This is a genomic window from Agrobacterium sp. InxBP2, assembly GCF_026191755.1.
Lineage (GTDB): Bacteria > Pseudomonadota > Alphaproteobacteria > Rhizobiales > Rhizobiaceae > Agrobacterium > Agrobacterium pusense.
Window position 1 is genome coordinate 160,540 of sequence record NZ_JAINDY010000022.1, and the last position, 17,889, is coordinate 178,428.

A 17,889-nucleotide genomic window follows, 5' to 3' on the forward strand; every position below is an offset into this window, starting at 1 on the left:
TGCCTCCGAGCAACTGATCCATCGCAAGGGTTTCATCGATGAAGCTTTTTTCCTGCGCATCCTGCGGCCAGCCGGTGCATTTCGACAATCGTTTTTGCGTTTCCTGCGGTCATCGTCTTGCCTTCGTGCCGGAGCGCCTGTCCATGGAGGCGCTGGCCCCGGCCGGTGAGCCGAACTGGCAGATCGTCGCGGAACCGCAAAAACAGGTGCGGTTTTGCGCCAATGAAGTGAACGATATCTGCAACTGGTCGGTGCCCGCGGGAAGCGAAAGCGCATTTTGCCCTGCCTGCAGCCACAATCGCCTTGTGCCCGACATTGCGACGCAACAGGGCATTGAGCAATGGCGTCGTATCAGCCAGGCGCAGCGTCATCTGTTTTATTCTATCCTGCGGCTCGGCCTCCCGCATCCCAACCGTGATGCCGATCCCGCTGGCGGCCTTGTCTTCGACTTTCTGGTGGATGAGGTGGCGCCAGATGGTTCCGTCATTCCGGCCATGACCGGTCATGACGAGGGGCTGATCGCCATTCGTGCGGCCGAGGCCGACGATGCTACGCGCGAACAGGTGCGCGCCAATATGAACGAGCCGTACCGCACAATGCTCGGCCATTTCCGCCACGAAGTCGGTCACTTCATCTGGAACAAGCTTGTACGCGATGCAAACCGACTGGAGGCCTGCCGCGCCGTCTTTGGCAACGACAGAGAAGATTATGGCGCTGCCCTGCAACGCAATTACGAGGAGGGTCCACGTCCCGACTGGCAGGACAGCTTCATCAGTTCGTATGCCTCCGTCCACCCATGGGAGGATTTTGCCGAGTGTTTCGCGCATTATCTGCATATCGTCGATACGCTTGAGACCGCGCGCGCCTTCGGCGTGGCGATCGACCCCGACGGGCATGAAGAAATGGCGGCGGAGGTGACTTTCGATCCTTACAATGCCCGCAGCGCTGCACAGCTGGTCAAGGCCTGGATTCCGCTCAGCGTTGCGATCAACTCGATCCAGCGCAGCATGGGGGAGGCGGACCTCTATCCCTTCGTCCTGACGCCTCCGGTGGTTGCGAAGATGGAGTTCATTCACGACCTGCTGCATGGGAGGGTGGCGGCGGATGCGTCAATACCGGTGCAGGCTGCCGTGGTTCAGTGAATATCGACAAGCGAGGAGTAAAAGCCGGCGAACGCGGTGTTTCCTCCTCCGGTCGTGCCGTACTTGATCCGTATACAACCAGCCCAAGTCCTTGGGCTGAAAGGACTTTTCCCGCCGTGCCGACGCGCGTCGGCTGGATTTCCGGCTCAAGGCCGGAATGACGGAGGTAGATACCTCGCGTTTCAATACTTCGCTTACGAAGCCCGCTTCGTCGGCTGGAACCGCTCCCGAAGAAGCTTTAGCGCCGCATCGCCGGAAACCGGCGTGCCAAACAGGAAGCTCTGGCCGAAATGGCAGTTCATGCGGGCCAGTTCGGCCGCATCCTCAGGCGTTTCGATGCCTTCCGCCACCACCTGCATGTCGAGCGCCCGCGCCATGGCAATGACGGAGCGCAGAAGCACGTTACGCTTGTCGCTGGTATTGGCCACCAGCGCCTTGTCGAGCTTGATCGTATCGAAGGGGAAACGGGTGAGATAGGCGAGCGATGAATAGCCCGTGCCGAAATCGTCCATTGCGAGGCTAAGGCCGGTTTCCTTGAGCTTGGAAAGCACAAGCCGCGCCTGTTCCGGATTTTCCATGACGACGGATTCCGTCAGTTCCAGCTTCAGCTGCTGCGGGTTGCAGCGCGTGCGGGTGAGCATGCCGCGAACGTCGTTATAGAGTTCGTTGTTCAGCAGTTGGGCACTGGAAATATTGACGGAGATGAAGATCGGCATCTTGTCGATGGCATGTTGCCAGTCCATCAGGTCGGTCGCTGCCCGTTCCAGCGCGAACATGCCGAGCGGCTCGATCAGGCCGGAGGCTTCGGCAATCGGAATGAACTCGCTTGGCGGGATATTGCCACGCTTCGGGTGCTCCCAACGCATCAGCGCCTCGAAACCGGCAAGCTCCCCATCATCGAGCTTGACGATCGGCTGATAGGCAAGTGACAGCTCCTTGCGCTCGATAGCGCGGCGAAGGTCACTTTCCATCTGCAGCCGGTCGGTGCCCGAGGTGCGGAAGGCGGGACGGAAAGGCTCGACACGATTGCCGCCGGCGCGCTTGGCGCGATACATGGCCAATTCCGCATCGCTGAGCAGACCTGCCGCACTTTCCTGTTGGTCGATCCACGAGACGAGGCCGATAGAAGCGGTGAGAATGATTTCGCGATTGGCGAAATTGATCGGCACCATGATCGCCTTGTTCACCGCATCGGCGAAATCCGCCACACGCTGCGGATCGCGCTCCGAGGTCAGGATCAGGCCGAATTCGTCGCCGCCGAGACGAGCCAGCGTGTCCTGCGGTTTGAGCAGGCGACGCAGGCGCCGGGTGAGGGCAATCAAAATATTGTCGCCGGCAGCAATGCCGAGCGTGTCATTGACCAGCTTGTAACGGTCGATATCGATCGCCATCACGGTTGGCCGCACGCCCTCGCTGTCCGGCGAGAGGTTGAGGATCGATTGCAGGCGGTCAAGGAAGACCTGCCGGTTCGGAAGCCCGGTCAGATTGTCGTTCATTGCGTCCTGCAGCAGTCGCTCGACCGAATTTCTCTGCTCTGTAATATCGGTGATGGTGCCGACGCAGCGGATGATTTCGCCGTTGGAGCCAAGAACGGGACGCGCACGGATTTGCAGCCAGTGGAAATGGCCATCCTCGGCGCGAATACGGAATTCGTGGTTCAGGCGGCCCTTGCGATGGTCGAGCAGCACGTCGAGTGTGGCCTTGAACCGGTCGCGGTCATCAGGGTGCAGGCGCGGCAGCCAGTTGCGCGCGGCGCCATGCATGGTTCCGGGCTCCAGCCCCAGGCGGTTGGAAATATCAGGCGTCGTGACGATGCGGTCGCGCGTCACGTCCCAGTCCCAGACCGTATCGCCGCTGCCCGTGAGCGCCAGCGACTGGCGTTCCAGATCGGAGAACAGCCCCTGCTGATAGGCGCTGCCGGCAAAGGCGTGCTGGATGACCGTAAAGCCGATCAGAAGGACGATCAGTACCAGCCCGCCGCCAAGCGCAGGCTGCACGATGTCGTTGTCCAGCTGTCCCGTCACCGTCAACCAGCTGCCAAACAGCCAGACGAGGATCAAGGCCCAGGATGGGACGAGCAGGATAGCCCGGTCGTATTTGTTGAAACCGAGATAGATGATGAGCGCGATGCCCGCCGTCGCCGTCAGCGCGAAGGAAACACGCGCAATACCGGATGCGACGGAAGGGTCATAGATCGCCACGCCAAACAGCAGCGCCAGCCCCACCACCCAGGCAAAGGTCGCATAACCCAGATGTGCGTGCCATCGGTTCAGGTTGAGATAGGTGAAGAGAAAGACGACGAAGCTGGAGGCGAGCGCCACTTCCGCGCCCGCCCTCCATATTCGCTGATCGCTTGAGGTGACGGTGATGAGCTTTTCGAGGAAGCCGAAATCAACGCATATATAGGCAAGCACGGCCCAGGCGAGGGCGGCAGATGCGGGCAGGACCGAAGTTCCCTTGACCACGAAGAGAATGGTCAGCAGCACGGCAAGCAGGCCGGCAATGCCGAGCACGATGCCGCGATAGAGCGTGAAGGCGTTGATCGTATCCTTGTAGGCTTCCGGTTCCCACAGATAAAGCTGCGGCAGCTGCGGCGTGGAAAGCTCGGCGACGAAGGTGATGACGGAGCCGGGATTGAGCGTGATGCGGAAGACGTCGGCGTCCGGGCTTGGCTGCCTGTCGAGCGCAAAGCCTTCGCTGGGCGTTATCGCCATGATGCGTTGCGAGCCGAGATCCGGCCAGAACAGCTTGGAATTGACGAGACGGAAATGCGGCGCGACGATCACGCGCTCCAGCTGCTCTTCAGAGACATTGGCAAGCGCGAACACGGCCCAGTCGCCCTGGTGATCGTCGGAACTGGCGCGCACCTCGATGCGCCGGCGGATGCCGTCAGGACCCGGCGCGGTGGAAACCTGAAAGGCTTCGCCCTGATTGGCATAGATATCCGTGGTGGCGGTGAGATCGAGCGCCGTGTCGTCACGGGAGATCTTGACCGGCTCGAAGGCGAAGGAATGGGAGGCAAAAAGCAGGAAAAGCAGAAAAAACGGCGCAGCCAGCGCGATTGCCGCCAGACGTTTCGTAAGGCAAGGCGCAGTGTGATTGTAGGTCATGTATCGTACTTCGTTCCGCCGGAGCTTTGCTTGTCGGCAAGAAGGGAAAACATCATATGATCCCGCCATTGGCCATTGATTTTCAGATATTCCCGCAAGAGACCTTCCCGCTGGAACCCGGCATTTTCGAGGAGCCGGATGCTTTTGAAGTTTTCCGGAATACAGGCTGCCTCGATACGGTGCAACTGAAGTCCGTTGAAGATGTAGGGTATTACCAATTTTAATGCGGCAGACATATGGCCTTGGGCGGCATGCCGTTCACCGATCCAGTATCCGATCATGCAGCTCTGCGCCGCCCCGCGGCGGATATAGCCGATGGTGATGCCGCCGACCAGAAGCGTCTCTTTTTCAAACAGCAGGAAGGAAACGGCGGTGCCGGAAGAAAATTCCTGTCCGTTACGCACCACGCGCATGCGGAAGGCGCCCTCCGTCAGTTCGTCCGGCCGCCAGGTCGGTTCCCACGGCTGTAGAAACTGCCGGCTCTCGGATCGCAGCACGTGCCACTGCTTGAAATCGCTGTAGCGCGGCAGTCTGAGAAGGTGATTGGCGCTGCGCAGTTCGGGTGTGTCATTATGTCGGGAAAGAAAACGCAGCATTCACGATCCCTGTTAGGCAGATATCGCCATCCGCGAATGGGATGGCGAAAAAGATGAGCGGTCTTCACCTTCAAATCCCGCTCTCATATCGGTTTATCCGTTCGCTTTTATCCTTGCGGGCTGCTGCGCGGACAGCGCGGCCGTGATGTCGGAAAGAGGCGGCAGATGTTCGAGCGGGCCAATTGCAGACAATGTCGGAACTGTATCGAAAAACAGCCGTCCTGCAAGATCGGTCAGGCGCGTGCGGGTGATGTCGCCCAGCCGCTCCATCATCTCTTCATTCGGAATGGGTCGGCCGTAAAGCATCATCTGGCGGGCGATCTGGCCGGCGCGGGCAGCCGGGCTTTCCTGGCCCATCAGCAGTTGCGCGCGGATCTGCGCACGGGCCCGGTCGATTTCCTCCTGGTGGATGGTCTGCGAGGACTTGCGCAGCTCCTCCAGAATGACGGGAACCAGTTCAGGCAGGTCGTTGCCGCCGGTGGCCGCATGCACGCCGAAGATGCCGGTATCGGAAAAACCCCAGTGGAACGCATAGACGGAATAACACAGGCCGCGATATTCACGCACTTCCTGGAAAAGGCGGGAAGACATGCCGCCGCCGAGAATATTAGCGAGAATCTGCGAACAATAGAAATCGCGGGCATGATAGGCCTTGCCCTCGAAGCCGAGAAGCACCTGCGCATCCATCAGGTCTCGGGTCTCTCGGATTTCTCCGCCTGTATAGACAGCCTTTTCAAGCACAGGTGTCGCCACGGGCAGCTGCGGCAGCGAGGCGAAACGCTCTTCCACCTGCTTGACGAAGCTCTCGTGATCGACTGCGCCGGCCGCAACGACGAAGATGCGGTCCGTCGTATAATTGCGGGCGAGATAATGCCTGATCTGGCCTGTCGTGAAGGATTGCACGGTGTCGGGCGTGCCCAGGATCGGCCTGCCGATCGTCTGGTCGCGATAGGCGACACCGGAGAAATTGTCGAAGATCACGTCGTCGGGCGTATCGGTGGCGGCACCGATCTCCTGCAGGATGACGTTCTTTTCGCGCTCCAACTCGTCTTCATCGAAGAGCGATTCCGTCAGGATGTCGGCAAGGATATCGACCGCGAGCGGAACGTGATCCTTGAGGACGCGGGCGTAGTAGGAGGTTGTTTCCGTCGACGTCGCGGCGTTGACTTCGCCGCCGACATTTTCGATCTCTTCGGCGATCTGACGGGCGGTGCGGCGCGCCGTGCCCTTGAACGCCATATGTTCGAGAAGATGGGCGATGCCATGTTCGGCAGTCGTCTCGTTGCGGGAGCCGGATTTGATCCACACCCCAAGAGCGACGCTTTCGAGATGTGGCATTCTTTCCGTGACAACGGTCAACCCGGACGAAAGCCGGGTCAAATTTACTCTCATACTCAACGTCTTTCCGCGTCTCTATTTGCCGGCGCGTGCATATTTGCCGATGAAGCTTTCCACGGCTTTGAGCTCCGCATCCAGAATGTCGAAACGCTCCTCCCGGTTCATGATGTCAGCGAGCCATACTGGAAGCGCCGGGTCGATTGCGCAAGCGGATTTTACAGCCGCCGGGAATTTTGCCGGATGGGCGGTCGACAGAACCACCATCGGGGTTGCGGGCTTTTCGTGCTTTTCCGCCACGAAAACACCTGTCGCCGTGTGCGGGTCGATCAGGTAGCCGGTCTTTTCAAGCGTGTCGCGAATGGTCGCCGCCACCTGCTTTTCGGTGGCGCGTCCGGCGCGGAAATCCTTCTTGATGAACTTCAGCGCCTTTTCCGGAATTTCAAACGCGCCCGATTGCTTGAGGCCATCCATCGATGACTTAACGGCAGCGGAATCGCGGTCGTAGGCTTCGAAAAGCAGTCGCTCGAAGTTGGACGAAATCTGGATGTCCATTGAGGGCGAGGTGGTGGGCTTGACGCCGCGCATCTCGTAACGGCCGGTCTTCAGCGTGCGCGCCAGAATGTCGTTGTCATTGGTCGCGATGACCAGCTTGTCGATCGGCAGGCCCATCTTCTTGGCGACGTAACCGGCGAAAATATCGCCGAAATTGCCTGTCGGAACGGTGAAGGACACCTTGCGGTCCGGGCCGCCGAGCGAAAGCGACGCGGTGAAATAATAGACCACCTGCGCCATGATGCGCGCCCAGTTGATGGAGTTGACGCCGGAAAGCTTCACGCCGTCGCGGAACTTCACGTCGTTGAACATCTCTTTCACCAGCGTCTGGCAATCGTCGAAATTGCCGTTGATCGCCAGCGCATGCACGTTGGAAGCGGTGGAGGTCGTCATCTGGCGCTGCTGCACCGGAGAGACCTTGCCGTTCGGGAAAAGGATGAAGATATCGGTACGCTCGCGTCCGGCAAAGGCGTCGATCGCCGCCCCGCCCGTATCGCCGGATGTGGCGCCGACAATGGTGGCGCGCTCGCCGCGTTCCGTCAGCGTATAGTCCATCAGACGGGCGAGGAGCTGCATCGCCACATCCTTGAAGGCGAGCGTGGTGCCGTGGAACAGCTCCAGCACGAAGGTGTTCGGACCGGTCTGTGTCAGCGGAACGACGGCCGGGTGGCGGAAGGTCGAATAGGCGTCGTCGATCATCGCCTTGAACTTGTCGGCCGGAATTTCGCCGCCGGTGAAACGGTAGAGAACCTCGAAGGCGACATCCTGGTAGGACTTGCCGCGCAGGTTGCGGATTTCCTTTTTCGACATGGACGGCCATTTGCGCGGCACGTAAAGCCCGCCATCGCGGCCAAGGCCTGCCAGAAGCGCGTCGCAAAAACCAAGCGAAGGGGCCGCACCCCTGGTCGATACATATTCCACGAGATAGTCCCTTATCCGTTGCCGATGTGATCGGCGTCTTTTCCGCAGCGTCTCACCGAATTGAGGCGATTGGCGAGGTCATGAAGCGCTTTTTTGAAAATTCAAGCAAAACCGAACATGCCAATCGATTTTTTCCGGCGTCGCTGCTATAGACCATCGCCAACCTGGGTGAAAGGTCAATAAACAGCGTCTCCGGTTCTGTTCCGGGACAATGGAGAGGGAATTAGAAGAGTGTCAGGGAATTTCTTGCGTTTGTCCGCCGCGATGTCGCTTCTCGTCGTTGTTGCAGGATGCAATTCCTCCAACCCGTCGGACTCGCTTGCCGTCAACCCGCCGGCGGCGCAGGCCGCGCCAACGGCTGCCGTGGTTCAGGCCAATTGCCCGGCCGTGACGGTTCTCGACGCCAATGCCGTTCATCGCGTCTATGCCGGCGGCGCCAAGGACGATCCGCAGAAACTCGCCTATCAGGTCTCGCTGTCCGATACGACGCGCTCCTGCACCGCCAATGAATCGACGCTCACCGTCAACGTGCTGGCCCAGGGCCGCCTCGTTCCCGGCCCCATGTCGAAGGGTGGCCGTGTAACTGTGCCGATCCGTGTAACGGTGAAGGACGGCGACGGCGAGATTTTCGGTGAAACGACCAATTTCGCCATCGATGTTCCCGCAGGCGGGGCCGGCACGCAGTTCATCTTCAACAACGACCACGTCGCCATTCCCAACGGACCGGGCGGCGCGCCGAGGTCCGTCAGCGTTTATATCGGCTTTGCAGAGCAAGGCGCGAAGGCCAAGACGAAGCGCCGGTGATTTGACGGGCTAGATGTAAAAGCCGGAGGATGCTCGGCAGGCTTCGGTCAGATCGCGGAAAAACCATTCCTCACACGCGACGTCATCCTCGGGCTTGTCCCGAGGATCCAAACACGTATCGTAAAATCAAAGCGTTGCAGATGCTCGGGACAGGCCGAGCATGACGAAGTGGCGTTTGTGACAAAGCCACAACTTAAAACGCGCCTTCCCACTCTGCCATCGCTGCAATCACGGCCGGCAGGTCCTGCATGCGGGAGATCACCGTTTCGGCGCCCGCATCTGTCAGCCGGTCGGCGTGGCTGGGATAGGTGTGGGACGCGCCGGTAAAGCCGATGACGCGCATGCCAGCGGCCCTTGCGCCATGGATGCCGTGCACGGAATCTTCGACCACGACCACGCGATCGGGGGAAACGCCAAATTGCGCTGCGCCGTGCAGGAAGATGTCGGGCTTCGGCTTCACGCGATCAGCGCCGAGATCCTTGGCGGAATAGATATGCGGCGCGAAATAGGGTTTCAGGCCTACTTTCGTGAGCATCATATCGAGGCGGTGGCTCGAAGAGTTCGAGCAGATGCAGCGGGGCGTCGTCAGGCGGGACAGGGCGAACTTCACGCCCTCGATGATCTTCACGTCGCGTTCCAGCCGCATGTCGAGCAGTTTTTCCGATTTGTCGAGCAGCGAGGCTGAGAGCGGAATGCTGGCTTCGCTTTCCACCTGCAGGAGGATGTTCTTCCAGGTCATGCCGGCGAAACGCTCCCCCATTTCCTCGACCGAGATCGGATAACCGGCTTCGGTCAGAAGGCGGGATTCCACCTGTGCCGCGATGATTTCGGAATCGACCAGAACGCCGTCGCAGTCGAAAATAATGAGGTCGAAGCCGCTCATGGGCGCTCCCTGTATCGGATTTGGCTGGAAGAAAATGATGCCGGGCTTTTAGACCATGTCTGCGCCAAGCTCAACCGGCTCGCCAGCAAAGGACAGTCCCGTCAGGCTCATAGCTTGAAGGCCGCGGGCAAGGGAGCCGCGTGTCATAACAGTCTGCTCTGGCTTGCTGCAAAAACCTCTACACACGGTCGCGCCATATGCGCTATGGGATGTTATGCCCAAGACAGCAAAAAATTCGCCTGAAGATACCATTGCCGCCCGCATCAGCCGCACGCTTGCCGACCGCATCGTTCGCGGTGAGCTGTCGCCGGGCGAAAGGCTGCGGCAGGATCACATCGCCGCCGAATTCGGCGCCTCGCATGTGCCGGTGCGCGAGGCATTCCGCCGGCTGGAAGCGCAGGGACTTGCCGCCAGCATTCCGCGCCGGGGTGTCAGGGTCGCGGATTTCGGTCTCGATGATGTGCGCGAGGTGGCGGAAATGCGTGCCGCTCTTGAGGTTCTGGCTTTGCGCCACGCCATTCCCAACATGACGTCAGCCATTCTCGATCAGGCGGAGGCAGCCACGCTCGAAGGCGACAGCGCCGTTGATGTCGAGCATTGGGAGGAGGCCAATCGCCGCTTCCACCGCCTCATCACCGCGCCCTGCAACATGCCGCGCCTGATGGAAGCGATCGATGGCCTGCATGCGGCAAGCGCCCGTTTCCTGTTCTCCGCCTGGCGGGCCGGCTGGGAGCGCCGCACCGATACCGATCACCGGGCGATCATCGACGCGCTGCGCGGCGGCCGCGCCGAAGAGGCGGTGCGCATCCTTGACGGGCATGTGCAATGGATCGGCCGCAAGGCGATCCGCACCTCGTCCGGCTCGGTGCGCGACGCCTTCGCCATTGTCGGATAGGCCCTTGACCGTCCGCCTCCGGCCCCACCACCTTCTCTGCATGCTCACCTATGTGGGCAAGGGATACACATCTGGCTTCGTCGAAAATTACGACCGTGTCGCCGACCGCCTGAATGCCGGGGAAGAGGATATCGAGCTGGTGGATGGCCCCGACGACATCTGCGAGGGCCTGTTGTGTGAAAGCCATGCCCACTGTTTCAACGAAGGGGTTGTGAAGCGGGATGAGACGGCCCGCGTTTCGGTGTCAGTGCTTTTGGGCGAGACGCTGGCTGCCGGCAAGCGGTTGCAGGCGACGCCGGACTTCCTTGCCAAGATGCGTCTGGCATTTGCAGGGGGAGATATCAGGCAGGCCTGTCGAGGCTGCCAGTGGAACAGGTTGTGCGACCGCATTGCCGCTTCAGGCTTTGCTGGCGTGAAAATCGGCGAACAGCCGGAGCTTCAAGCAGGGCTGCGGCCAAGGCCTACTCCGGCACACGCGTCTCGGTTCTCTCGGCAGCCTTGACCGTCGCCTTGATCTCCTTCTGATCGCGGCCCGACTTCTTGTCGTAACTTACCTTCACCGAATAATCGCCGGGATGAAGCGTTTCCTGATGCTGCGTGCCATAACGGCCGGAAATCTCCTTCTGCGTGCCCTGAAGGTCCCTGGTCGTTTCGACAATGTCGATCCGTTCCGCGCCGGGGGCGGTAATTGCGAGAACGCCCGCATCGAGATTGATGGTTATTTCCGTGCGTTTTCCGGCGGTCACGGTGAACGGCTGCTCCACTGTCACCTTGCCGAGGCGTGCGCGCATGACGAAATTACCGGCCGGCATTTCCATCATCTTGCCGGTTCCGTAAATGCCGTTGATGGTCTCCCGCGTGCCGTCAAGGGTTTCCTTGGCCGACATCGCTTCGAAGCGGATATCATCCGTTTCCACCGCCCTGCCGCCTTCCGCATACACGGCCTTGGCGATCACCACGCCGCTCGGAATGACAAGTTCGTGGCTGATCTTGTCGCCGGCCTTCATGGTGAGCTTCTCCTGCGCCCGCGCCGGGCCGACGCTGCCGGTGAGAAGCACTTCGCCCGCCGGCACGAAGACGGTATCCTGGCCATAGACGCTGTCTTTGAAATCATCCTTGGTGATTTCAGTTTTCGCCTGTGTCTCCACATCGCCGCCGGGGCTGCGTTTTGGCACGACAGTCAGTTCGGCCGCATCGAAATTTACCTTCGGCCTTGCAACGCTTCCGTCCTTCACCTCGAACGCTATTTCGCGGGTCACATTGCCCAGCGCCGCCACGCCCACATATCTGCCCGCTGGCAGCTTCGCCTCGAAGGTGGCGTCATAGGAACCGCCGGCATTCTCGTCGGTGCGCCCGCCCGTGCTGTCGGCCTTGTAGAAATCCCAGCGCACCCTGTCACTGTTGCCGAGGGAGGGGCCGCCATCAAACAAAACCGCATCGGTGATGACGTTATATTGCGGGTTCGGTTGCTGAGCCTGCGAGGGCGTTGCCAGCGCGACCGCGAAAAGTGCGGCCCAAACGACATTCATGGAAAAAGACGCCATTTTCATCACGGACCCCATTGCGGACTACCCCCTGCCATAATGGCTCTTCCTGCCGCGCGAATATGCGGGCACAGGAGAACCCATTGTGCACAACGTTTTCGCCGGACTTCGGGTTCCCCGCCGGTCTCCGCAAATTGCGCCAGTGCGCCGCGAGAGCCATTTATTTCGCATTTTCCGTGACTTGTTCAGGCTTTGATAACCATCTTCGGTAACCATAAGCCTCAGTAGAGAGTAAGCGTATGGAGCGAGTACCAATGGCAGCAGTTTTTCCGCTGGCCGATTTTCGGCATGCCGGTTTTGATCGTGCAGGTGAGAGTGACGCCTGGAAAGACAGCATCATAAAGGGTGATTGCGTCGCTGCCTTGGATGCCCTCCCGAGCCAGTCGGTGGACGCGATTTTCGCCGATCCGCCGTATAACCTCCAGCTTGGCGGCACGCTGCACCGGCCCGATCAGTCGCTCGTTGATGCCGTCGACGACGAATGGGACCAGTTCGCCTCCTTCGAGGCCTATGATGCCTTCACCCGCGCCTGGCTGCTCGCCTGCCGCCGCGTGCTGAAGCCGAACGGCACCATCTGGGTCATCGGTTCCTATCACAATATCTTCCGCGTCGGCGCCACGCTCCAGAACCTCGATTTCTGGATCCTCAATGATATCGTCTGGCGCAAGACCAACCCCATGCCCAATTTCAAGGGCCGCCGGTTCCAGAACGCCCATGAAACCATGATCTGGGCGAGCCGCGATCCGAAGGCCAAGAACTACACCTTCAACTACGATGCGTTGAAGGCCTCCAATGACGACGTGCAGATGCGCTCCGACTGGCTGTTCCCTATCTGCAGCGGCCATGAGCGGCTGAAGGGTGAGGACGGCAAGAAGGTGCACCCCACCCAGAAGCCGGAAGCGCTGCTTGCCCGCATCATCATGGCTTCCACCAAACCGGGTGATGTCGTGCTCGACCCGTTCTTCGGCTCCGGCACCACGGGTGCGGTGGCAAAACGCCTCGGCCGCCACTTCGTCGGCATTGAGCGCGAGCAGGATTATATCGATGCCGCCGCCGCCCGCATCGCCGCCGTCGAACCGCTCGGCAAGGCGGAACTGACGGTCATGACCGGCAAGAAGGCCGAGCCGCGCGTCGCCTTCAACACCCTGCTGGAAAGCGGCCTCGTCCGTCCCGGCCAGGTGCTGACGGATGCAAAGCGCCGTTATAGCGCCATTATTCGTGCGGATGGTACGCTCGCATCCGCCGGAACCGCCGGCTCCATCCATCGCCTCGGCGCGAAGGTGCAGGGTCTCGACGCATGCAACGGATGGACGTTCTGGCACTTCGAAGACGGCGACGACCTGAAGCCGATCGATGATCTCCGAGCCATCATCCGCAGTGAACTGGCAAAGGCCGAATAGTCCAAGCCGAAAAGGCTTGAAGGCAACGATCCACCGCCCGCCCTTGTCCAGAATACGTCTCCGTCCGGTTTAGTACCTTCAGTCCCGGATGGAGAACGACCAGCGCCCGGCACATCGTGTCGGGCGTTGGTATTTTCGAATATAAAATTTTAGATAGACAAGTTTCGCGCAAGAGACGACAACTACTGTCCTAATCAAAGCAGTGGTTGTGAAAATCCGGTCTGGACAACTCACAAAAACATTGCGTCCAATGCCGCTTGCGGCAGGACTGGCGCAGGCCGGAGACCGCCATTTCCGCCTGCGCCAATTTCTTTTCCCGATCTTTTTGACAAACCTTGCCAAAATCTGCACTCTGTCTTCATAGGAGATGAAGATGGTGACCATGAATATTTCGCTGCCCGGCCAGATGAAGGAATGGGTCGAAGCGCAGTCTAAAACGGGCCGTTACTCCAATGCCAGCGACTATGTGCGAGATCTCATCCGAAAGGACCAGGAGCGGAGCGAAAAGATCGCTGCCATGCAGGGCCTAGTGGACGAAGGATTGCGGGCTCCCTCCGGTCATCGTTCTGAAGATGCCTTGTTTGCTGAGGCCGAAGCCCGCTCCATGAAACGTAAAATTGGCTGATCATGGGATTTCGCCTTTCTCTGCCTGCGGAAGAAGACGCCATCCGCATAGCGCAAGAAGGCATCGACCTATTTGGACCTCAGCAAGCGCGAAAGTACCATCGCGAACTTTTCGCAATATTCGACTTGATATCACGGAATCCGAGGATCGCACGCGAGCGTAACGAGTTGTCGCCGTCGGTGCGCATTCATCCGTTCAGAGCACATCTGGTGGTCTATCGCGTTGAGGCGGACGACGACGTCCTCATCGTCCGCGTCCGCCATGTGCACGAGGACTGGGGCAATGAGCCTTAATCCATGCCACGAGGTGACTTAAGGGCGGAACCTAAACCGCCACCCCAAATGCCTGCAGATCCTGCTTCAGCTTCTCCGCGCCGGTGAACTGCACCGCCTGCCAGCCGGCGGCCTTTGCGCCTTCGACATTGATCGCAGTATCATCGATGAACAGAGTTGCGGCGGGATTGAGCCCGAAATCGCGCGCATGAAGCTCATAAATCGCCACATCCGGTTTGATCAGCTTGATGTCACCGGAAACGGTGACGCCACGCGGCAGGGTGAGGAAGGGGAACATCTTTTGCGCCTCACGAAAAGTGTCGGAGGCGAAGTTGGTGAGCATCGTCACGTCGTGGCCGCTCTCGATAAGGCCTGTCATGATCGCGACGCTGTCGTCATAGGAATGCGAGACCATCTCGTGCCAGAACTTGCGGAAGGAGCGGATGTGCTCTTCCCGTTCCGGGAACTGCTCCACCAGCAAAGCTTCGGCATCCTCCCAGCGGCGGCCACGATCCTGCTCGAGGTTCCAGTCATGGGTGCAGACATTCTCGAAGAACCATTGGCGCTCATCGGCATCGGGAATGAGACGGCTATAGGGAATATGCGGATCGTAATGGATCAGCACCTTGCCGATGTCGAATACGATATGCTCAATCTTGGTCATCGAAATTTCCTGCTTTCATCGAACGTTAGAGCGTCCGAAAGACGCTCTAAATCTTTGAGTTGCGCATCGTTCCTGTCGAAAATCAATTTCGATTTTCGGGCCGATACGCGGATGGAATAGCTTGGGCGATGACTTTTTTCATCACCGTTGGCAGCGCCTGCGCGTCAAGATTTGTAACCGGCTCCCACCATCCGTCATCCGGACCGGGTTTAAGACCATCCGGTACCTGCGCGCGGTAGACGGTGAGCCGCAGTTCGAAATGGGTGAAGACATGCGTAATGACGCCCGCCGCCTGCCAGCCGGCGGCAAAGGGCGCATGGCTCGCCTCCGTGCCTCCGTCCATGCGGGCGGTCCATGCCGTTGTCGGCACCTCAGTCATGCCGCCGAGAAGCCCGCTTTCGACGCGCCGCCGGAGCAGGATTTCGCCGCTCGCATTCACCGCCACGAACGCGGCCCCTAGTCGCACCGGCTTTGCTTTCTTCGCCGCCTTGACCGGAAAACGCTCCGGCTCGTCATGGGCAAGCGCAAGACAGTGGCCGTTGAAGGGACAGAGCGCGCAGGCCGGCCGTTTCGGCGTACAGATCGTAGCACCCAGGTCCATCATCGCCTGGGCGAAATCGCCGGGCCGGTCGGAAGGCGTAAGCGCGGCCACCTTCGCTTTCATGGCGGGCTTTGAGCCGGGCAGGGGAGCGTCTATGGCGAAGAGGCGGGAGATGACGCGCTCCACATTGCCGTCCATCACCGCCGCCGGCTGGTTAAAGGCGATGGCCGCCACGGCCGCGGCCGTATAATCGCCGATGCCGGGCAGTTTCTTCAGCCCCTCTTCGCTGTCCGGAAAGGTCCCGCCATGGTCGCGCGCCACGGCTTCCGCGCATTTTTTAAGGTTGCGGGCGCGGGCGTAATAACCGAGCCCCGCCCAGGCCGCCATGACATCCTCGACCGGAGCCGCGGCCAGATCGCTGACGCTTGGCCAGGCGGCGAGAAACTTCAGGAAATAGGGTTTCACCGCCTGCACCGTCGTCTGCTGCAGCATCACCTCCGACAGCCAGACGTGATAGGGATCGGCGCGTTTTCCCTGTGCCGCCATGGCCGGAGACGTGCGCCATGGCAGTTCGCGATGGTGCCGGTCATACCATGCGAGAAGTTGTTCGGCTGTCGGATGTGATATGTGTTGCCGCGTATGTGTGTTCATCGCCGCTGAACATAGAGACGGCGCGGCAATCTGCAACAGGATACCCGTTGCGACGGCGTGGAAAACCGTATCCCGCAATGAGCGCCCTGACATAGAATTCCTCCATTCGATTTAGGAGGAACGAACCCATGCCAAACGCGCTGCTGGAAATGATACCCTCGCCACTCCAGTACACTATCGGAGTTTTGCTGGCCCTGTGCCTGATAGGGTGGTTGCTGAACCATATCGGCCGGCTGTGTTTCGGGCATGAGGACAGCGTGGCCTTTGTGGTGGCGCGCCTGATCCGCGAAATTCGCCAGCTGGAAAAGATGCGGGGAAAGCCCTCCCGCCGTTTTCGTATTCTCGAATCCGGTTTCTGGGCGATTTTCTGCCACGGCCTGTGGATATATCTGTCTGTCGTGCTGATCTGCATGTTGGCGATCGCTGCTATCTCGGATAAGCCGGGAATATCGCATCTGAAGATTTTGGCTGGCGGATATTTCCTCTTTGGATGTTTGGCGGTCAGAATGATACGCTTGGGCGCCTGCCGGGACTGGCGGCGATTCCGGGCGCTGTTGCGCGGCGAAGAAGATGACGATGGCGCGACCGCTTGAGGCCGCTTGGCCTCTGTCGAGGAGAGCATGAAGAAACCCGCAGATTCATTCCGCAAAGGCGTCGTGCAGATCGCCGAAGTCGCCAATGGCATCATGGACCCGGTCCTGTCGAAACGCGCCGGCATCAACACGGCGCTGCTCGGCTCCTGGGACGAGATTGCCGGGGACGATTTTGCCGATTGCACCCGCCCCGAAAAGATCACCTGGCCGCGCCGCGACGAAGGCCCGGACCGTGGCGGATATCAGCCCGGCGTGCTGACGATCGCCTGCGAAGGCGCGCGCGCGCTATTTCTCACCCACGCGCAGGGCGAACTCATTGCTCGCATCAACGGCTTTTTCGGCTTCCCGGCCGTGCGCCAGATCAGGATCGTACAGAAGCCCGTCTCGCAAACCATCACCCGCCGGCGCAAACCGCAGCCCCTGCGCGGCGATGCGGCAAAACGTCTCGATGACATGATGGACGGCATTGAAAGCGAGGCGCTGCGCAAGGCGGTGGAGAGGCTGGGCACGGCGGTGTTGCAGAAGAAGCCGGGGCGCAGGACGATTTGATGCAAGATGCCGTCCTTGACTGGTCACAATTCTTTGACAAGAAGAGTTCAGAACCCCGCTTGTGATGAACAGGCCGTCGCTATATCGGAATCAACGGACAATAGAGTCTATTACCAACAGGTGCTTTCATGCATTTTCCCGAACTGACCATTTCCCGTCGCAGCCTTCTCGGCGGCGTTGCTCTTGCCGCCATCGCCACGGCCCTGCCGTTCGCTTTAACGCCCGGTATTGCCCAGGCGCAGGAATTGCCTGAATCCACCGGCGATGTGGATATGGCTGCGGTAATGAAGCCCGGCCCGCTGCCGGAAGCCGCGCTCGGCGATGCCAACGCACCCGTCAAGATCGTCGAATATATGTCGATGACCTGCCCGCACTGCGCCAACTTCCACAACAAGACCTTCGAAGAAATCAAGAAGAAGTATATCGATACCGGCAAGGTCTATTTCGTGCTCCGCGAATTCCCGTTCGATCCGCGCGCCGCTGCCGCCTTCATGCTGGCGCGCTGCGCACCGGAAGGTCAGTATTTCCCCTTCGTTTCCATGCTGTTCAAGCAGCAGCAGAGCTGGGCCGTTGCGCAGGATGCGCGCGCCGCCCTGCTGCAAATGTCGAAAATGGCCGGTTTCTCACAGGAGTCTTTCGAGGCCTGCTTGACGAACCAGAAACTTCTGGATGATGTGAACGCAACCATGCAACGCGGTGCGACGGAATTCGGCGTCAACTCCACGCCGACTTTCATCATCAACGGCAAGAAATACGCAGGAGACATGTCGGTTGAAACCATGTCGGCTGTCATCGACAAGCTGCTCTGA

18 protein-coding genes are annotated in these 17,889 nt (G+C 59.8%); 10 read left to right on the forward strand and 8 right to left on the reverse strand.

All coding sequences use genetic code 11. The features are described from left to right. Positions 1-38 precede the first annotated feature (38 nt). On the forward strand, positions 39-1,142 hold the full coding sequence (locus K7A42_RS06045) for a zinc-binding metallopeptidase family protein (protein ID WP_282454969.1): 1,104 nt from the start codon (positions 39-41) through the stop codon (positions 1,140-1,142). 194 nt (positions 1,143-1,336) lie between these two features. On the opposite strand, the gene K7A42_RS06050 is transcribed toward K7A42_RS06045, so the two are convergent. From K7A42_RS06050 to thrC, 4 genes are all read right to left on the reverse strand, one after another. Further along, positions 1,337-4,252, reverse strand: coding sequence for a sensor domain-containing phosphodiesterase (locus tag K7A42_RS06050; protein ID WP_004440393.1), 2,916 nt, complete (start codon positions 4,250-4,252; stop codon positions 1,337-1,339). Then, positions 4,249-4,848 carry a GNAT family N-acetyltransferase gene (locus K7A42_RS06055; protein WP_004440394.1) on the reverse strand — a complete coding sequence of 200 codons (600 nt, stop codon included), beginning with the start codon at positions 4,846-4,848 and terminating at the stop codon, positions 4,249-4,251. Before K7A42_RS06055 ends, K7A42_RS06050 begins: the two co-directional genes overlap by 4 nt. A 93-nt stretch (positions 4,849-4,941) precedes the next feature. After that, a complete protein-coding gene (locus tag K7A42_RS06060; RefSeq protein ID WP_037090775.1) occupies positions 4,942-6,240 on the reverse strand; it encodes a M16 family metallopeptidase in 1,299 nt (432 codons plus the stop codon). Positions 6,241-6,261: 21 nt separating this feature from the next. Beyond that, entirely contained in the window at positions 6,262-7,659 is a 1,398-nt protein-coding gene (gene thrC, locus K7A42_RS06065; RefSeq protein ID WP_282454970.1) for a threonine synthase, read from the reverse strand. 264 nt (positions 7,660-7,923) lie between these two features. Here thrC and K7A42_RS06070 point away from each other — a divergent pair, with 264 nt between their 5' ends. Beyond that, a complete protein-coding gene (locus tag K7A42_RS06070; protein ID WP_035209497.1) occupies positions 7,924-8,463 on the forward strand; it encodes a hypothetical protein in 540 nt (179 codons plus the stop codon). A 193-nt stretch (positions 8,464-8,656) separates the two neighbouring features. On the opposite strand, the gene K7A42_RS06075 is transcribed toward K7A42_RS06070, so the two are convergent. Continuing rightward, positions 8,657-9,346, reverse strand: coding sequence for an HAD family hydrolase (locus tag K7A42_RS06075; RefSeq protein ID WP_003520496.1), 690 nt, complete (start codon positions 9,344-9,346; stop codon positions 8,657-8,659). A gap of 214 nt (positions 9,347-9,560) precedes the next feature. On the opposite strand from K7A42_RS06075, the gene K7A42_RS06080 reads away from it, so the two are divergent. Beyond that, positions 9,561-10,241 (forward strand): GntR family transcriptional regulator, encoded by a 681-nt coding sequence (locus K7A42_RS06080; RefSeq protein WP_004440402.1) that lies wholly within the window; start codon positions 9,561-9,563, stop codon positions 10,239-10,241. Between the two features lie 40 nt (positions 10,242-10,281). Next, positions 10,282-10,743, forward strand: coding sequence for a DUF1284 domain-containing protein (locus K7A42_RS06085; protein WP_282455024.1), 462 nt, complete (start codon positions 10,282-10,284; stop codon positions 10,741-10,743). Here the strand turns inward: K7A42_RS06085 and K7A42_RS06090 are convergent. Further along, positions 10,703-11,803: a hypothetical protein gene (locus K7A42_RS06090; protein WP_282454971.1), complete on the reverse strand. Its 1,101-nt coding sequence runs from the start codon at positions 11,801-11,803 to the stop codon at positions 10,703-10,705. The genes K7A42_RS06085 and K7A42_RS06090 overlap by 41 nt on opposite strands. A 236-nt stretch (positions 11,804-12,039) precedes the next feature. Between K7A42_RS06090 and K7A42_RS06095 the strand changes: the two genes are divergently transcribed. The 3 genes from K7A42_RS06095 (at position 12,040) to K7A42_RS06105 (ending at position 14,103) form a co-directional block, all read left to right on the forward strand. Continuing rightward, on the forward strand, positions 12,040-13,185 hold the full coding sequence (locus K7A42_RS06095; RefSeq protein ID WP_004440405.1) for a site-specific DNA-methyltransferase: 1,146 nt from the start codon (positions 12,040-12,042) through the stop codon (positions 13,183-13,185). Between the two features lie 373 nt (positions 13,186-13,558). After that, positions 13,559-13,810 (forward strand): type II toxin-antitoxin system ParD family antitoxin, encoded by a 252-nt coding sequence (locus tag K7A42_RS06100; protein WP_035209434.1) that lies wholly within the window; start codon positions 13,559-13,561, stop codon positions 13,808-13,810. A gap of 2 nt (positions 13,811-13,812) precedes the next feature. Further along, positions 13,813-14,103 (forward strand): type II toxin-antitoxin system RelE/ParE family toxin, encoded by a 291-nt coding sequence (locus K7A42_RS06105; protein ID WP_282454972.1) that lies wholly within the window; start codon positions 13,813-13,815, stop codon positions 14,101-14,103. A 31-nt stretch (positions 14,104-14,134) separates the two neighbouring features. Here K7A42_RS06105 and K7A42_RS06110 read toward each other — a convergent pair whose 3' ends face one another. Further along, positions 14,135-14,746, reverse strand: a complete 612-nt coding sequence (locus K7A42_RS06110; protein WP_282454973.1) for an HAD family hydrolase — start codon at positions 14,744-14,746, stop codon at positions 14,135-14,137. A gap of 82 nt (positions 14,747-14,828) precedes the next feature. Next, positions 14,829-15,938 (reverse strand): A/G-specific adenine glycosylase, encoded by a 1,110-nt coding sequence (mutY, locus tag K7A42_RS06115; protein ID WP_282455025.1) that lies wholly within the window; start codon positions 15,936-15,938, stop codon positions 14,829-14,831. A gap of 128 nt (positions 15,939-16,066) precedes the next feature. Between mutY and K7A42_RS06120 the strand changes: the two genes are divergently transcribed. The 3 genes from K7A42_RS06120 (at position 16,067) to K7A42_RS06130 (ending at position 17,889) form a co-directional block, all read left to right on the forward strand. Then, a complete protein-coding gene (locus K7A42_RS06120; protein WP_282454974.1) occupies positions 16,067-16,531 on the forward strand; it encodes a hypothetical protein in 465 nt (154 codons plus the stop codon). 27 nt (positions 16,532-16,558) lie between these two features. Beyond that, positions 16,559-17,080 (forward strand): DUF721 domain-containing protein, encoded by a 522-nt coding sequence (locus K7A42_RS06125; RefSeq protein ID WP_004440412.1) that lies wholly within the window; start codon positions 16,559-16,561, stop codon positions 17,078-17,080. Between the two features lie 128 nt (positions 17,081-17,208). Continuing rightward, the gene (locus tag K7A42_RS06130; RefSeq protein WP_004440414.1) at positions 17,209-17,889 is read left to right on the forward strand and encodes a DsbA family protein; all 681 of its coding nucleotides are present in this window, start codon (positions 17,209-17,211) and stop codon (positions 17,887-17,889) included.

Coding starts and splice junctions, on each gene's coding strand:
- K7A42_RS06080 (WP_004440402.1), top strand. CDS start 9,561: ATGCCCAAGACAGCAAAAAATTCGCCTGAAGATACCATTGCCGCCCGC.
- K7A42_RS06060 (WP_037090775.1), bottom strand. CDS start 6,240: ATGAGAGTAAATTTGACCCGGCTTTCGTCCGGGTTGACCGTTGTCACG.
- K7A42_RS06105 (WP_282454972.1), top strand. CDS start 13,813: ATGGGATTTCGCCTTTCTCTGCCTGCGGAAGAAGACGCCATCCGCATA.
- K7A42_RS06055 (WP_004440394.1), bottom strand. CDS start 4,848: ATGCTGCGTTTTCTTTCCCGACATAATGACACACCCGAACTGCGCAGC.
- K7A42_RS06045 (WP_282454969.1), top strand. CDS start 39: ATGAAGCTTTTTTCCTGCGCATCCTGCGGCCAGCCGGTGCATTTCGAC.
- mutY (WP_282455025.1), bottom strand. CDS start 15,938: ATGAACACACATACGCGGCAACACATATCACATCCGACAGCCGAACAA.
- K7A42_RS06110 (WP_282454973.1), bottom strand. CDS start 14,746: ATGACCAAGATTGAGCATATCGTATTCGACATCGGCAAGGTGCTGATC.
- K7A42_RS06070 (WP_035209497.1), top strand. CDS start 7,924: ATGTCGCTTCTCGTCGTTGTTGCAGGATGCAATTCCTCCAACCCGTCG.
- K7A42_RS06120 (WP_282454974.1), top strand. CDS start 16,067: ATGCCAAACGCGCTGCTGGAAATGATACCCTCGCCACTCCAGTACACT.
- K7A42_RS06125 (WP_004440412.1), top strand. CDS start 16,559: ATGAAGAAACCCGCAGATTCATTCCGCAAAGGCGTCGTGCAGATCGCC.
- K7A42_RS06130 (WP_004440414.1), top strand. CDS start 17,209: ATGCATTTTCCCGAACTGACCATTTCCCGTCGCAGCCTTCTCGGCGGC.
- K7A42_RS06095 (WP_004440405.1), top strand. CDS start 12,040: ATGGCAGCAGTTTTTCCGCTGGCCGATTTTCGGCATGCCGGTTTTGAT.
- K7A42_RS06050 (WP_004440393.1), bottom strand. CDS start 4,252: ATGACCTACAATCACACTGCGCCTTGCCTTACGAAACGTCTGGCGGCA.
- K7A42_RS06085 (WP_282455024.1), top strand. CDS start 10,282: ATGCTCACCTATGTGGGCAAGGGATACACATCTGGCTTCGTCGAAAAT.
- K7A42_RS06090 (WP_282454971.1), bottom strand. CDS start 11,803: ATGGGGTCCGTGATGAAAATGGCGTCTTTTTCCATGAATGTCGTTTGG.
- K7A42_RS06075 (WP_003520496.1), bottom strand. CDS start 9,346: ATGAGCGGCTTCGACCTCATTATTTTCGACTGCGACGGCGTTCTGGTC.
- K7A42_RS06100 (WP_035209434.1), top strand. CDS start 13,559: ATGGTGACCATGAATATTTCGCTGCCCGGCCAGATGAAGGAATGGGTC.